Annotated in this window: 13 protein-coding genes; 12 read left to right on the top strand and 1 reads right to left on the bottom strand. The window is 52.8% G+C overall.

Annotation, left to right across the window (positions count from 1 at the left end):
* Positions 1–74 precede the first annotated feature (74 nt).
* Both M0R70_13835 and M0R70_13840 read left to right on the top strand, forming a co-directional pair.
* A complete protein-coding gene (locus M0R70_13835; protein ID MCK9420446.1) occupies positions 75–785 on the top strand; it encodes a metal-dependent transcriptional regulator in 711 nt (236 codons plus the stop codon).
* A gap of 174 nt (positions 786–959) precedes the next feature.
* Complete coding sequence (locus M0R70_13840; protein MCK9420447.1) at positions 960–1628, top strand: response regulator; 669 nt, start codon at positions 960–962, stop codon at positions 1626–1628.
* Positions 1629–1693: 65 nt separating this feature from the next.
* Here the strand turns inward: M0R70_13840 and M0R70_13845 are convergent, their stop codons facing one another.
* Positions 1694–2248, bottom strand: a complete 555-nt coding sequence (locus M0R70_13845; GenBank protein MCK9420448.1) for a DUF4416 family protein — start codon at positions 2246–2248, stop codon at positions 1694–1696.
* A gap of 162 nt (positions 2249–2410) precedes the next feature.
* Here M0R70_13845 and M0R70_13850 point away from each other — a divergent pair, with 162 nt between their 5' ends.
* The 10 genes from M0R70_13850 to M0R70_13895 form a co-directional block, all read left to right on the top strand.
* A complete protein-coding gene (locus M0R70_13850) occupies positions 2411–2818 on the top strand; it encodes an Rrf2 family transcriptional regulator (protein MCK9420449.1) in 408 nt (135 codons plus the stop codon).
* A gap of 42 nt (positions 2819–2860) precedes the next feature.
* Positions 2861–4255, top strand: coding sequence for a cbb3-type cytochrome c oxidase subunit I (locus M0R70_13855; protein ID MCK9420450.1), 1395 nt, complete (start codon positions 2861–2863; stop codon positions 4253–4255).
* Between the two features lie 68 nt (positions 4256–4323).
* Positions 4324–4896 (top strand): cbb3-type cytochrome c oxidase subunit II, encoded by a 573-nt coding sequence (locus tag M0R70_13860; protein ID MCK9420451.1) that lies wholly within the window; start codon positions 4324–4326, stop codon positions 4894–4896.
* A gap of 1 nt (position 4897) precedes the next feature.
* Complete coding sequence (locus M0R70_13865) at positions 4898–5038, top strand: cbb3-type cytochrome c oxidase subunit 3 (protein ID MCK9420452.1); 141 nt, start codon at positions 4898–4900, stop codon at positions 5036–5038.
* A gap of 188 nt (positions 5039–5226) precedes the next feature.
* Positions 5227–5703 (top strand): c-type cytochrome, encoded by a 477-nt coding sequence (locus tag M0R70_13870; GenBank protein MCK9420453.1) that lies wholly within the window; start codon positions 5227–5229, stop codon positions 5701–5703.
* A 6-nt stretch (positions 5704–5709) separates the two neighbouring features.
* On the top strand, positions 5710–6960 hold the full coding sequence (locus M0R70_13875) for a 4Fe-4S binding protein (protein MCK9420454.1): 1251 nt from the start codon (positions 5710–5712) through the stop codon (positions 6958–6960).
* A 1-nt stretch (position 6961) separates the two neighbouring features.
* Positions 6962–9514, top strand: coding sequence for a heavy metal translocating P-type ATPase metal-binding domain-containing protein (locus M0R70_13880; protein ID MCK9420455.1), 2553 nt, complete (start codon positions 6962–6964; stop codon positions 9512–9514).
* Positions 9515–9724: 210 nt separating this feature from the next.
* Positions 9725–9868: a cbb3-type cytochrome oxidase assembly protein CcoS gene (ccoS, locus tag M0R70_13885; GenBank protein MCK9420456.1), complete on the top strand. Its 144-nt coding sequence runs from the start codon at positions 9725–9727 to the stop codon at positions 9866–9868.
* A 51-nt stretch (positions 9869–9919) separates the two neighbouring features.
* Positions 9920–10516, top strand: a complete 597-nt coding sequence (locus M0R70_13890) for a nucleoside deaminase (GenBank protein MCK9420457.1) — start codon at positions 9920–9922, stop codon at positions 10514–10516.
* Positions 10517–11892: 1376 nt separating this feature from the next.
* Positions 11893–15243: hypothetical protein (locus M0R70_13895; protein MCK9420458.1), on the top strand; the 3351-nt coding region annotated here is incomplete at its 3' end.

Genomic DNA, 15243 nt, shown 5'->3' on the forward strand with positions numbered 1-15243 from the left:
GACTAAATCGTCCATCGTCATAGTGAGCGAAGCGAACGATCGTCCATCGTCCATCGTGAAACAAAGGAGGCGCCATGTCAGAACACAAGCGAATTGACTCCGTTGAAGGCAAAGCAGGCCATCCCGCGCTGTGCGTACTGCCGGAGATCGAGAAAGAGGATGAACTTTTCGAGATCATCTGGACCCTGCGGGAAGATGGGGTCCTGTCCATGGACGAGATCGTTCAGAATTGCACCATCCAGGGATGTGAGGATATCCTTAAAGATCTTGCCGGGAACGGATGGCTCGAGATAAAAGGCCAGTCCGTGGAGCTGCTTGCCAAGGGTGAAAAAAGGGCGCGGGAGCTGGTCCGGAGACACCGTCTTTCGCTGCGGATGTTCTACGATCTTTTTGCCCTGGACGGCGCCGAGGCAGAGGCGTGCAAGTTCGAGCACATTCTTTCCCCCGAGGTGACGGACAGCGTCTGCACCCTGCTCGGCCATCCGCCGAATTCGCCGGACGGCAAACCCATTCCAAGAGGCGAATGCTGCGCCATGTTCCGGCAGGAGATGAAACCCCTTGTCGCGCCGCTTGCCGATCTCGTGCCGGGAGAACAGGCAAAGATAGTATTCATCACGCCGGGCTCTCATTCCCGACTTGACCGGCTTTCCGCGATGGGGGTAGTTCCGGGCAGTATCGTCAAGCTTCATCAGAAACGGCCGTCTTATGTGATCCAGCTTGGCGAGACCATGATCGCCGTGGACAAAGACATTACGAAAGAGATCTTTGTGAAAAAGACCAGGTAAACGGTCCGGAAATATCAACGGCTCAGCGATCTCAGCATGAACACCCGGCTCCCGGATATTGTTATTCCGTTCACCGTAATAGCTGAAATATTGCAGAAGGCTCCTCTGATGGAAATCGGGCAGGACAGGTAGTCAACCACCACAATCCCTTACCGTGAAAGAGCGGAACCGACTATGAAAAAGATACTGATCGCGGATGACCTGAAAAAACTCCTCTTGAAGAGAAACGACTATCTCAACATTGCGGGCATCAGGGTATATACGGCGGCCACTAATGATGAGCTGCTGAGTCTTCACCGGGAGGAAAAGGCCAATCTCATCATCACGCATCTCGACATGAGCGGCATCAAGAACGTGGATCTCTTCAGGATCATCAGGAACGATAAAGACCTGCGGGATGTCTCGCTTATCATGATCTGCAAGGGCAACCTGGTCAACCGGGAACTTTGCAAACAATGCGGCGCCAACGCGATCATAACGATCCCGGTTGATCCGGACCTCCTGCACGGCAATGTGCGGAAACTGCTCAATGTAGCGCCGAGAAGTATCTACCGGGCCGCGCTCGCTGTTGCCATCGAGGGCAAGTTCAAGGACAGGCCGCTTCCCTTTTGGACCGAAAACATCAGCGTGAGCGGAATGCTCATCAAAACAGAGGAACCGCTTTCAAGAGACGACGGAATTTTCTTTTCGTTCTACCTTCCCAATGGCGCACACGTCAGCGGATATGGTGAGATCATAAGGGTCATTCAGGTGGAGGACGAGCCTGGTGTTTTTCTTTACGGGGTCAGGTTCACTTCGATCGATCCGGATGTCAAGTACGCGATCAAAGCGGCGATGAAATAAATCTATCAATCCAACGCATGCTGTTGCTCCGCATTCCTGATTGCCCTTCACCACTCTTTGCAAAATTATTTCCGCGCCGGTCGTTGCAGTGCGGATCGCAAAAGCTCCCGCGCCTCGTTGAACATCGTTATGTAGGGTTCCGAACCATAGTCGAGGTAGGTATGATCGAAGGGGGTAAAGCTCCGGTCTTTATTGCCGTAACGGAGCGTCACTTCGGCATAGATGCCTTTGCCGATGTACAGGCGGTGAGAGTAGTCTTTGGTTGTTGCAAGCACGACCTTGGCTTCGGTCACATATCCGGGGTCGAGGTTGATCCTGCGCCGCACACGGTTCTCTGCCTGAACGGCGAAGTTTTTCTCGATCCTGGTGGTATTGATCTTTATCGCCGACAGATCGCCGGGGTCCATCACGTGCTCAAAGAAAATAAACTTCCGTAAAATCCCGGCCCCCATCTCATCCTGGTAAAAATCCGAATTAGTCCACGGAACGATCTCACTCTGGTAATCGACAGGGCCATATTCCTTTCGCACGATGTCGGCACATGCGTCGAACAGCGCGGGCTCAGGTGAAAGCATCCCGATGAACAGCTTGACGGGTATGGGAAGACGTATCTCTTTCATACTATCGTTATTACCTGTAGAAATAGATGCAGGTTAACTCTTGTGCGCAATATTATATCACAAAGTAGTGATGTACTGCCTTAAGATAGTAAGGTTTCATCATCCCATAAAAAGCAGTATGTCGGGGCTTGACAAAGACCGCAGGTTTGATATAGTGAAGACATGCATATCACCCGCGAAGGAGATTACGGCATTAGAAGTGTGCTGTATCTCGCCCGTCAGCCGTTCAACAAAGTAAGTTTCGTGAACGAGATCTCCGAGGAATACAAGATACCGCGGAGTTTTCTCGCGAAGATACTCCAGAAGCTGGTGAAGGCGAAGATCGTCAGGTCCTACCGCGGCGTGAAGGGCGGTTTCTCGCTTGCCAAACAAGCGAAGGAGATCACGACGCTGGACGTGCTGAACGCGATCGAGGGCAAGATCGCCATCAACCTTTGCCTTGTCGACAAAAAGAAATGCAATTTTTCAAAACACTGTCCGACCTATTTTCTGTGGGTCAATGTTCAATCAAAAATAGTCGAAACACTTAAAAAGACCAATTTCGAAGACCTGGCAAAACAAAAAGTGTAATACGCCTTCCTGAACAATAATTCCAGGTATGGGGACAACCTAATGGCGGAGATTACCTATGATTACCGCGCAGTAAAGGGATTCGCATTATCCTCTCTCTTCTGGGGGATCATTGGACTTCTCGTCGGGGTCCTCATTTCGCTCCAGCTTGTCTACCCGCAGTTGAATTTCACATCCTGGCTCACGTACGGCAGGCTGCGTCCGCTCCATACCAATGCGCTCATCTATGGTTTCACCATCCCGGCGGCATTCAGCATCTTTTTCTACCTTGTTCAGCGGCTCGGCAGGACGTCCCTTGCCTTTCCCGGCCTGGCGCGGGTCATGCTTGTTGTGTTCAACATAGCCATTGCGCTCGCGGCGCTGTCACTCTTAGCCGGCATGAACTCAAGCAAGGAATATGCGGAGCTTGAATGGCCGCTCGACATAGGCGTCGTCATCCTGTGGGTGATGTTTTCGATCATCATTATCGGCACCATCATGAAACGCAAAGAAGAACAGATGTATGTTTCGCTGTGGTACATCCTGGCCACGGTGGTTGGTGTGGCCATTGTGTACATCGGGAACAACCTCGCGGTACCGGTCTCGTGGTTCAAATCCTATTCAGTGTATGCCGGCGCCAATGATGCCAACGTGCAGTGGTGGTTCGGGCATAATGCCGTGGCCTTTGTGTTCACGACGATCCCGCTTGCGATCTTCTATTACATCCTTCCCAAGACAACGGGTGCTCCGCTCTACAGCCACCGGCTTTCGATCGTCGGGTTCTGGGCCTTGGTCTTTGCCTATCTCTGGACAGGCGCCCACCACCTGATCTATACTCCTCTGCCGGACTGGATCCAGACCGTGGCAATCGCTTTCAGTATCTTTCTGATCGCGCCGTCCTGGGCCTCGGTGATCAATGGATACGGGACCATGAACAACCAGTGGGCGCAGATGCGGTCGAACTATCTTGTCAAGTTCATCGTGCTCGGCATAACGTTCTACGGCCTCCAGACCATCCAGGGACCGAGCCAGGCGATCCGTGCCTTCAGCGCGCTTGTTCACTATACCGACTGGGTCCCGGGCCATGTGCACATGGGCACCATGGGATGGGTCACGATGACGATATCCGCCGGGTTCTACTACATGATCCCCCGCGTATACAACACGGAAGTATACAGCGTTAAACTTGCGAACCTCCATTTCTGGCTTGTGCTGGTTGGACAGCTCATTTACTCCGTGACCATGTGGGTAACCGGTATCAGGCAGGGAGCCATGTGGCAGGCTATGGACAAGGACGGCAGTTTGCTCTATCCAAATTTCATTCAGACCTTGACGCCCAATTATCCTTTTTGGAACATGAGGACAGCTGGAGGAATCATCTTTTTTGCCGGATTTCTCGTGTTTGTTTTTAACATTTACAAAACGATCAGGAACACCCCGGCAACGCGGAACGCGTAGAGCAGGGGCAGAGGGTATTAGGGCGCAAGAATGATCGATCATGCCCGCTGCGTTCGAAGGAGTTCACCATGAATGTCGATAAAAAGCCGGTTGTGTTCATCCTTCTTGCCACGCTTGCGATCCTTGTGGGAACGCTTTTGACCACGTTCATTCCGCTTTTTGTAGGAAGCGCTTCACCCTCGATAGAGAAAGTGATCTTCTATAAGCCAATTGAGGTCGAAGGCCGCGACATCTATATCCGTGAGGGATGCAACAACTGTCATACGCAGACGGTGCGGCCGCTCCCATTCGAGACGGCCCGGTACGGGAACTATTCAAAGCTCGAAGAATCAGCCATAGACCGGCCCCATTTGTGGGGGTCCAGGCGCACAGGACCGGACCTTGCACGGGTAGGCACGAAATATCCCGCCGCGTGGCACTATCTGCATATGAAAAATCCTCAGAGCATGTATGCGCAGTCGAACATGCCTGCCTACGCATGGCTTGCTGATAATAAGATCGATACGCGTTATACGGAAAAGAAGATGAAGACCCTCGGCTACCCCTATGCAATCGAAGACATGAAGGCACTGGAAGGGAAGACCGAGATGGATGCGCTCGTAACGTATCTTGTGCGACTGGGGAAGGAGTTGAAACCATAGTATGGGGTTCAAGGCCTGGCTTTACTTTGGTTTTACGATGCTTCTCGTCGTCGTTCTGCTCGGTATCATGGTCTATTTCTTCCGTAGTAAACGAAAAGACCGGGTAGAATCGCCGAAGTACCGGATGCTGGATGATGAGTAATCAAATTCTACCCCAACATGGAAAGAAGATTTCACCACAAAGACACTAAGACACAAAGAAAATCTTTTAAATTATGTTGTTAATCAAGACACAAAGATATTTTTGTATTTCTTCGTGTCTTCGTGGTAAATAGGGATCCGGTTTGTCCGGGCCAGGATTTAGAATTTTCATCAACAGGGAGCTGAACCATGGGTGAATACGATGGCATACGGGAACGTGAAGAGGGCAGGAAAAAAATGCCCTTTGGCATGCTGGTCCTTTTTTTGTCTCTGCTCGTGTGCGGGTTGGTCTATCTGTATCTGTTCTCACCCCTGACCACGGGATGGAAACAGGTAGGGCAGTATGAGAAACGCATGGAAGCCCACAAAACCGCCGTCATTACTCACGAGGTAAAGGAAGTGGCATCCGGCATATCAGAGACCAGGGAGGACAAGGGGCCGGCGATCTATGTCTCTGACTGCGCCATGTGCCACGGGGAAAAATTAGAGGGAGGGATCGGCCCTGCTTTGACGGGTCCGAAGTTCCTCTTTGGCAATACACTTGCTGATCATATCCGGGTCATTGCCGACGGTACGCCGAACGGCATGCCGGGGTTCAAAAGGCAGCTCGGTCCGGATAAGATCCGTGCGGTGGCCCACTATATTCACTTTCGTCACGCCCATTAAGCCGGCATGAAACCAGCGACCTATCACGCCCGCCGATGGTTCTTCGCATTGCTGCAGGCTGTGCTGATGCTTGGTTTGCCTTTCCTCAGGATACACGGTGAAAGCGCCCTCCGCTTCGATGTTCCATCTCTCAAACTGTACTTTTTCGGTTCTGTCATCTGGATCAGTGAAGCATACTTCTTCCTGCTTGTCTTACTCCTGTTCTTCATCGGCGTAATGCTCTTCACGGTCCTCTACGGCCGCATCTGGTGCGGCTGGGCATGCCCCCAGACAGTACTGTCTGATTTCGCGAGGTCCCTTGAACGAAGAGCGGCGTGGTTCACCCGCAATCAGGTCCTCCGCACGACGATATCGCATGTCAGCATGCTGCTTCTATCACTCCTTGTTTCCGCCGACCTGATCTGGTTCTTCGTTTCTCCCTATGACATGTTTGCGGAGATCAAGAACCGAACACTGGGCCCCTGGGTGTTCTGGTCATGGACCCTGTTCACCGTTCTGATCTATCTCAATCTGGCATTCATCCGCCAGAGATTCTGCAGATCGGTTTGCCCCTATTCGAGGCTTCAGAGCGCATTTTTTGATGACAGGACGCTGACCATCGCTTTTAACCGGAAACGTGAAGAGGAGTGTCTCGGTTGTGAGGCCTGTGTGCGTACCTGTCCTTCAGGCATTGACATCCGGGATGGTCTCCAGGTGGAATGCATCAACTGCGCTGAGTGCATCGATGCCTGCGCAGGACAGATTGCGGAGCAGGGGAAGGAACCGCTCATCGAATATTCCCGGGGCGATTCCAGCGACGGAGCTCAAAAAGGGCCGCGTGCCCGCGCTATCGGGCTTTCGCTCGTCTTCGCGTTCATTGCCGCGATGCTCGCGTATCAGATCTATGCTCGAATGCCTGTCGATTTCTGGGTGTTCCGCGACGAGGTGCAATCCTACCAGCAGGCAGGCACGAAAGGCGGCATGCTGAACGCCTACCTCCTGACCGTGGAGAACAGGAGCCTGGTTCCCGCGGGTTACCGCCTGAGCATTTCGGGCATCAAGGATGCTGAATTAATGGTTCCTCGGAACCCCATCCTGCTCCACCCCAATTCCTCATTGAGGATCAAGGTGTACGTGTTTGCGCGGAGAAAGAACCTCGTCAACCGTGTCACGCGGCTGCGTTTTACACTGGAAAATATATCTTCCCGGGAGATCAGGATGGTACGGGAAGCGACGTTCATCTCTCCCGAACGATCGGACAAAGGAGGAGAGACATAACGTGTTGTCTTCACACAGTACCTTGTTGATCTGCGATCATTGCCTCCTGCCGGTTTCCGAAAAGGACGCCCTGTATGAAGCGGTTCCCTCGGGACATAAGATCTTCTGCTGCCATGCCTGCCGGGCAATTTATCTCCTCATAATAGAGGAGGGGCTCCAGGACTTCTATAAAAAGCGCGACTGGAAGTCTTTCGGCATCCCTGATGTCCTGCGGGAAACATTGGAACAGGAATCCTCCTTCCCGGTCAAGGAACTCGCATCGCTCATTCCTTATATCCGGGGCGATGGCGCGATCAAAGAAGCGGACCTGGTGATCGCGGGAATACGCTGCTCGTCCTGCATCTGGCTGAATGAGAAGATCCTCGAGCGGACCAGGGGTATTATTTCGGCACGCGTCAATTTCGCCACGCACCGGGCGCTCATCAAATGGGACAGTTCTCAGACCACGCTTGGCAGGATCATTTCACGGATCACGTCCATCGGATACCGCGCGCGTCCCTACACGCCCGCGGCGCAGGAAGCCTTCATTCAAAAACAGAACCGCGACCTGCTGATCCGGTTAGGCACTGCCTTGTTCTTCTCCATGCAGCTCATGATCGTGAGCTTCGGCCTCTACGCCGGCTTTTTCCAGGGTATCGAGCCTGCGGCCAAAAGAGTGCTTGATCTCGCGGCCTTTCTCATGTGCACGCCGGTCCTGTTCTACTCGGGATGGCCGTTTCTTCATGGCGCGTTCCGCGGGATAAGGAACCGGACCTTGAACATGGACCTCCTGATATCTCTTGGTTCGCTGTCCGCCTATTTTCTGAGCATACACCAGCTGTTCTCAAGCGGTGAGGTCTATTTCGATACTGCTGCCATGATCATCACCTTCGTTCTGCTCGGCAGGTTCCTCGAAAATTCGGCAAAGCACAAGGCATCGCAGGCAGTTTCACGGCTCCTGTCGCTTCAGCCTCAGGAAGCGAGGATGATTAGAGGAGATGATCGCATTCTCGTATCGATCATTGAGGTGCGAACGGGTGACAGGATCGAAGTGCGGCCGGGAGAAAAAATACCCCTGGATGGTATTGTGCTCAGCGGCACCTCAGAGGTGGACGAGTCTCTGGTGACCGGCGAGTCACGGCCGAATGAAAAATCAGCCGGCAGGGAGGTCATCGGCGGTTCGATGAACGGGTCCGGGACGCTGGTTCTCGAAGTTACCCGCGTGGGCAAGGATTCAACCCTTTCACAGATCACCAGTCTTGTTGAGAATGCCCAGGCATCCACGGCGCCGATCCAGAGACTGGCGGACAGGATAGCGGTTTATTTCATCCCCTTCGTCATTCTTATGGGACTGGCAACGTTCATTTTTTGGTCGCAGCAATCAAGCGGCGCCATACCGATACTTCATGCCGTCGCTGTGCTGGTTATCGCATGTCCTTGCGCGCTCGGACTTGCCACGCCGGTCGCTGTCCTTGCCGGTACGGGGAGGGCGGCACGCAGCGGCATCCTGATAAAAGGAGGGGACATCCTTGAGCGATTGCAGAAGGTGGATACCGTTGTCCTGGACAAGACCGGCACGATCACGACGGGGAAGATGAAGGTTGTGGAAGTGTGGAGTGAGCAGAATAATGCACTGAACGCCCCTCACCCCGGCCCTCTCCCCGCAGGGGCGAGGGTGAGAGCAGAAAGTCCTCTCCCTACAGGGGAGAGGATTGAGGTGAGGGGGGACGCTTACGAAGAGGTATTGCAATTCGCCGCATCAGCAGAACAGGGGTCCGAGCATCTTGTGGGACAGGCGATCGTGAGTCATGCAAAAGAGCAGGGGATAGATTTGTTAAACTACGAGTCTTTTCAAGCTTTGCCGGGACGGGGTATTGTTGCGAAAATCAATGGCGCATCAATACGTGTTGGGAAACATGTTTTTCTTGAACAAGAGGGTGTTCAGATAGATTCGGAGACAGCGGTAGCGGCTGAACGGCTCGAACATGGCGGGAAAACGGTTGTATGGGTTGCGCGGGACAAGGCTGTTCTCGGCATCATCGCCTTGATGGATACTCCAAAAAAAGATGCGAAAGGTTCCATTGAGCGATTGATAAGCATGCAGATTGACATTCTCATGATAACCGGGGATAATCAGACCACGGCGGATGCCGTTGCGGAAAAGACCGGGATCCATACCGTACGCGCGGGCGTTCTTCCCGCTGGAAAGTCTGAAGAGATATCAAGACTACGGGCGGCAGGCAAGGTCGTGGCCATGGTAGGCGATGGTATCAATGATGCGCCTGCGCTCGCGGCCGCGGATGTGGGCATGGCAATGGCAGCGGGTTCGGACATTGCCATGGAATCCGCTGATGTGGTCCTGATGCGATCGGACCTTTCGAGCGTTGTTCGGGCTGTTGAGGTCTCAAGGAAAACATTCACGATCATCAGACAGAACCTGTTCTGGGCATTTTTTTATAATGTCGCCGCGATCCCGCTCGCCATGGCGGGCGTGCTCAGTCCTATTGTGGCAGCGGCAGCCATGGCAATGAGTTCCGTGACCGTGGTGATGAATTCCTTGAGGCTGAGAGGATAGTGATCCCATCCCGTAATCCCTCCCATCAAGGGAGGGACTGCTGCCTGGATTCTTCCTCAACATCCTCTCCCCTGGTGGGAGAGGACCGAGGTGAGTGGTTCGACAGGCTCACCACGAACGGGGGAAAGGCAATGATTTCAATCCAACATTCGTTCGCCCTGAGCTTGTCGAAGGGTGATTTATGCAAGAGGCTCAAAGGAATAAATTATTATGCTCTGGACCATCACCGCGCTCATCATTCTCATGTTCTTCATCGGCCTCGCAGCCTGGTTCCTCTTTCTCTGGGCAGCACAGACCGGCCAGTTCGACGATATTGAACGGCCGAAGCACAGGATGATGGATGATGACAGCTGAGAATCAGTGTGACGACCGGAGAGAGACACCGTGCAGACCAGGAGATCTGAAATGAAACTGCCGGAGATCAGCATTCATCTGCCCCCATGGGTGGAAGACTTTTTGACCGAATCCCCTGCGATCTTCCCGGGTGTGGAGGACAGGATGCGGTTCGTTCTGGCGCTTGCACGCCAGAATGTCCAACGAGCGACCGGCGGTCCGTTTGCCGCCGCGGTGTTCGACAAGGACGGGCGCCTGATCGCTCCCGGTGTCAATATGGTGGTTACTTCAAAATGCTCTGTTTTCCACTCCGAGATCGTGGCGCTGGCCATTGCTCAAAAGGTTCTCGGCAGGTACGATCTCAGTGACGGCGGAATGGTGCACTTCGATCTTTTTTCCACGACTGAGCCATGCGCCATGTGCTTTGGCGCCATCCCGTGGTCCGGCGTGAGACGATTGGTGTGCGGGGCGCGTGGCGAAGATGCCCTGGCAATCGGCTTCGATGAAGGGCCCAAGTTGGATGACTGGGTTTCATCGCTCAACGATCGAGGCATAGCAGTGCTTCGCGACATCCTCCGTAAGGATGCCGTGGCGGTGCTCCAGGAATACGTGACTGCAGGCGGGACGATCTATCACGCTGGTCGTCCGGTTACAGTCTCAAAAAGGTGACCCCCCGGTACAGGGGTCCGGTACTATACGAGTAAGCCCGGCTTCGAAAACGTCAAGATCAGGTTGCATCGCGCCAGAAAAAAACAAAAAAGAGCTCGAAACACACTGCAGCTTCTACCACAATGACCAGAATGAGTTGTGCTGCGAACGCAAAACCCCGCCTACCGATGAAAAAAAATAACACTATGTGTATCTTTTCCCGTCTGTCTTTCGTCTAAATAGTCAGAAAGGAGGGAATGCGTCATGGGACTTGATATTCACACCAAAGAGCGGGTACCACTTGTTCCATTCGGCATATTTTCCCCTATGACATTTATAGGTGGGAAGGTCAGTTCATGGGATAGCTCCCAATGTTCAGCGGCGAGCGTAAAAGCCATCCGCATTAAATTCATTTTCTGCTCTCTACACCACCACATTTCTAAAACTCCTGCAGTGTCCGGATAGAAAAATAGTTCTATCCGATAAGATAGGATAACTAGCTTATCAACCCCTTGCATTTTCAGCACAAGAAAAATGTCCTATCCAATCACCGGCAGGATGTTACTGGACGTCACTGACGTGCGGTATGGGCGTGGAAGCGGGCAGCGTCCTAATGACAACGGAGAGTGGAAAGTGAAGAGAGCATTGAGGCCATACCCAAGAGACTCGATACTCGAATATGGAAATGATCGCTGTCGGACCTCGGTAACGGTGAACTGCCGGCCCTGACTTAAGTATCATACTGCGAAGAAGGCGACGGATGATAAACAAACGTAGGTGTATCCTATTTCATTTGATTCTCGTCTATTGAATAAATGTTAGGCATTATTCTTTCCGAACTGGTGAACAACAGCCGAATCGTTCAAGTATTATTGAGCTTTTGCTGATATTAATATAATAAACGCAGAGGTGAAAAATAGCCGATTATTGCTCCGGGTTGAATCGCGCGAGATGAAGCTCAGAACGGTACGGTCCTGACATAACAGACGGAGGTTGCTGGACATCGACGGCTTGCGGAATGGGCCTGCAACGGTGAGACGTCTCACACGGAAAGGAGGTGATACACATGAAACGTGATATCAGTACCAAAACCTTCTGGTGATACTGTTCCTGGTATTCGTGTGCAGGATTGGATTGCACGTACATGAGCATCAACTTCAACATGATTGTTCAGTTGTGACGATGTGATTGTGTTCAATCAAAAGCAATGGCTCTGCTCTATGAGGCGCTGCCCTTCTTCAGATAAGTCTAAACTTAAAAGGAGGAACAAAATCATGAATACCGGAAAGTGTCTTGCAGTTTTTGTATTATCTATTCTGTGTATTGGTTTGATCAGGACACAAGCATCAGCTGATGTACCCTACCTACCGGTACATACTGTCAACAACAACTTCACCATGATTGGTCCAGATGGCGTCAGTTATAGCGGCAGCAATGACGTCGCGTTCACCTGGGATGGTACCAGAAAGACTTCGGTTGCAGCATCCGGCCAGATCTCCAATGCGGTATTGGCCTCAACCTGTTTGTTATATGGTTTACCGTTGAGGGCGCATGATGTGGCCATCTATGGACCCGGCACCTATACTGTCTACACAGATTGTCCGGCAGGGAGCCCCGGTTGTGGAACAGGCCTGCCGATCACCTTTACGGTTGGTGCGACAGAACTTGGCGTTCACCTGCTCTTTGACTGGTTTGGCAACAATAGCATGGAGGATGTGGTGAACATATGGCAGCCGAACGCCGTATTTGGACCGTCACCCCTGTGGACGGGGGATTGCGGAGCTAATGCAGCGGATAAGGTTTGGGACTGGATGTCAAAAGACTGGGATGGTGACGGCATCAACGGAGCGCCGATGATGGATGGCCCGTTTGTCGGTTTTGTTGTCAACTTCAATGTAATGGGAGTCTTGGAGACTTTCAATAACAACCTCACCATGCTTGATGCATCCGGCGTCACGTTTGGAGGCGCCAATGACGTTACCTTCACCTGGGACAGGACCATGAAGACAGCGGTTGCTGCATCCGGCCAGGTCTCCAATGCAACACTTACCTCTTCCTGTGATCTCTTTGGTGATCCATGGTCGGTACATGATATGGCCGTCTATGCTCCCGGCACTTACACGGTCTACGCAGGTTGTCCGGCAGGCAGTCCCGGCTGTGGAGAAGGTAATCCGGTCACCTTTACCGTCAATCCTGGTGAGCTTGGCGTCCACCTGCTCTTTGACTGGAATGTCAACAATAACATGGATGCGGTGAATGTATGGCGATCAGGCGTGTTTGGACCGTCAGACATGTGGGCAGGGGCCTGCGGCGGAGGCGAACCTTATCAGCTTTGGGACTGGATGTCATACGACTGGGATGGGGACGGCATAAACGGTTATCCCCTGGTGGACGGCGCGTTTGCGGGTGCGTGGGCTGTAAACTTCAATGTGATGGGTGATCTCTGTGATGGATGGGAGACACGCTGCAACGATAACAACGTTTGCACAACCGATTCCTGCAATCCGGTCACCGGCGTCTGTGTTCACACACCCAAGAACTGCGATGACGGGAATATCTGCACAACCGATTCGTGTGTTTCAATTATTCCGGGCGGCTGCGTACACAACCCCAATACCTTGTCCTGCGACGACAACAACGCATGCACCATAGGCGATAAGTGTAAAAACGCGGTCTGCGCGGGGACGCAAAAGAACTGCGACGACAATGATTCATGCACTACTGATTCCTGCAATACGACAACAGGCAATTGTTTGCGAACTCTGGATCCGAGCTGTGATTGCACAGGAAAGCCGAATGGGACCTCCTGTAGTGATCTCAACGCCTGTACCGTGGGCGACACGTGTTTGAACGGCAGCTGCCAGCCCGGCGCTCCCAGGACCTGCAATGACAACAACGTCTGCACCACCGACACGTGCAGTACGTTGAATGGATGCTCGTTCACGAACAACACGGGACCGTGCAGTGACAGAAACACCTGCACCGATAACGATTATTGTTTGAACGGTCTCTGCAAGTCCGGGGTGCTCAGGAACTGCGACGACGGGAATGTCTGCACCGACGACAAGTATGTTCCCGTTATTGCCGCTTGCTGCATCCACGTCCCCAATACCAAGTCCTGCAACGACAATAACGCCTGCACCTCAAACGATAAGTGTGCAAATTCCATCTGCGCGGGAACTGCCAAGACCTGCGAAGACTATGACTCGTGTACCACCAACTCCTGTGATCCGGCCTCGGGCAGTTGTGTATATCCCCCGGTGCCGGATTGTATCTGCGCGGGAAAGCCGAATGGCTCCCCCTGTACTGACGGCAATGCCTGTACCGTGGATCAGTGCGTCAATCAGGTGTGCGTCAGTACGGCCAGGACGTGCAACGACAACAATGTCTGCACCACCGATACTTGCAACACGGCGACCGGGTGCGTCTTTACGAACAACACGCTGTCGTGCAGTGATAACAACACCTGCACCGTGGGCGATGTGTGTTTGAACGGCGTCTGCAAGCCCGGGGCGACCATGAACTGCGATGACGGGAATATCTGCACAACCGATTCAAGTGTCCCGGTTCTTCCCGGTTGCTGCGTACACGGCGCCAATACCCTGCCTTGCAACGATAACAACGTCTGCACCACAGGCGATGTGTGTAAAAACAAGGTTTGCATGGTAACGACGATGAACTGCGACGACGGCAACCTGTGCACAACTGATTCCTGCAATCCGGCAAGCGGGTGCGTTTATGATCCAATACCAAGATGTATATATACGGAAGGCAACAACTTGACCCTGCTCCAGCCTGACGGCATCGTTATTGGCGGCAGCAATGACATTACGTTCACCTGGGACGGCACGCTGAAAAGCACGGTTGATGTATCCGGCCAGGTTTCTAATGCGACACTCTCCTCGCCATGTCATGTCTGGTTTGATGCAACGTGGTCGGCGCATGATGTGGCCATTTATGGACCTGGCACCTATACGGCCTACACAGATTGTGAGCCAGGAAGTCCCGGCTGTGGATCAGGCATTCCGATCACCTTTACCGTTGGTGAGGGAGAGATCGGCGGCCACATGCTCTTTGACTTGAATAGTCAAAATAACCACGATGTCGTGGATATATGGACGACGAACGCTGTATTTGGACCGTCATCCATGTGGACGGGGGATTGCGGAGCTAATTCAGCGGTGAAGGTTTGGGACTTTATGTCAAAAGACTGGGATGGTGACGGCATCAACGGAGCTCCCATGTTAGATGGATCGTTTCAAGGTCTTATCGTCAACTTCAATGTAATGGGAGTCTTGGAGACTTTCAATAACAACCTCACCATGCTTGATGCATCCGGCGTCACGTTTGGAGGCGCCAATGACGTTACCTTCACCTGGGACAGGACCATGAAGACATCTGTTGCCGTGTCCGGCCAGGTTTCCAATGCAACACTTTCATCTTCCTGTGATCTTTTTGGTGATCCATGGTCGGTGCATGATATGGCCATCTATGCACCCGGCACCTATACGGTCTACGCAGACTGTCCGGCAGGCGGCCCCGGCTGTGGAGAAGGCACTCCGGTCACTTTTACGGTGGGTGCGTCAGAACTTGGCGTCCACCTGCTCTTTGACTGGAATGGCAACAATAACATGGATGCGGTGAATGTATGGCGATCAGGCGTGTTTGGACCGTCAGACATGTGGGCAGGGGCCTGCGGCGGAGGCGAACCTTATCAGCTTTGGGACTGGATGTCATACGACTGGGAT

Source organism: Nitrospirota bacterium (assembly GCA_023229435.1).
In the GTDB taxonomy this organism is placed as follows: Bacteria; Nitrospirota; UBA9217; order UBA9217; family UBA9217; genus JALNZF01.

Excerpts from the sequence above, each read along its gene's own strand:
- M0R70_13835 (MCK9420446.1), top strand. The coding sequence starts at position 75 with ATGTCAGAACACAAGCGAATTGACTCCGTTGAAGGCAAAGCAGGCCAT.
- M0R70_13840 (MCK9420447.1), top strand. The coding sequence starts at position 960 with ATGAAAAAGATACTGATCGCGGATGACCTGAAAAAACTCCTCTTGAAG.
- M0R70_13845 (MCK9420448.1), bottom strand. The coding sequence starts at position 2,248 with ATGAAAGAGATACGTCTTCCCATACCCGTCAAGCTGTTCATCGGGATG.
- M0R70_13850 (MCK9420449.1), top strand. The coding sequence starts at position 2,411 with ATGCATATCACCCGCGAAGGAGATTACGGCATTAGAAGTGTGCTGTAT.
- M0R70_13855 (MCK9420450.1), top strand. The coding sequence starts at position 2,861 with ATGGCGGAGATTACCTATGATTACCGCGCAGTAAAGGGATTCGCATTA.
- M0R70_13860 (MCK9420451.1), top strand. The coding sequence starts at position 4,324 with ATGAATGTCGATAAAAAGCCGGTTGTGTTCATCCTTCTTGCCACGCTT.
- M0R70_13865 (MCK9420452.1), top strand. The coding sequence starts at position 4,898 with ATGGGGTTCAAGGCCTGGCTTTACTTTGGTTTTACGATGCTTCTCGTC.
- M0R70_13870 (MCK9420453.1), top strand. The coding sequence starts at position 5,227 with ATGGGTGAATACGATGGCATACGGGAACGTGAAGAGGGCAGGAAAAAA.
- M0R70_13875 (MCK9420454.1), top strand. The coding sequence starts at position 5,710 with ATGAAACCAGCGACCTATCACGCCCGCCGATGGTTCTTCGCATTGCTG.
- ccoS (MCK9420456.1), top strand. The coding sequence starts at position 9,725 with ATGCTCTGGACCATCACCGCGCTCATCATTCTCATGTTCTTCATCGGC.
- M0R70_13890 (MCK9420457.1), top strand. The coding sequence starts at position 9,920 with ATGAAACTGCCGGAGATCAGCATTCATCTGCCCCCATGGGTGGAAGAC.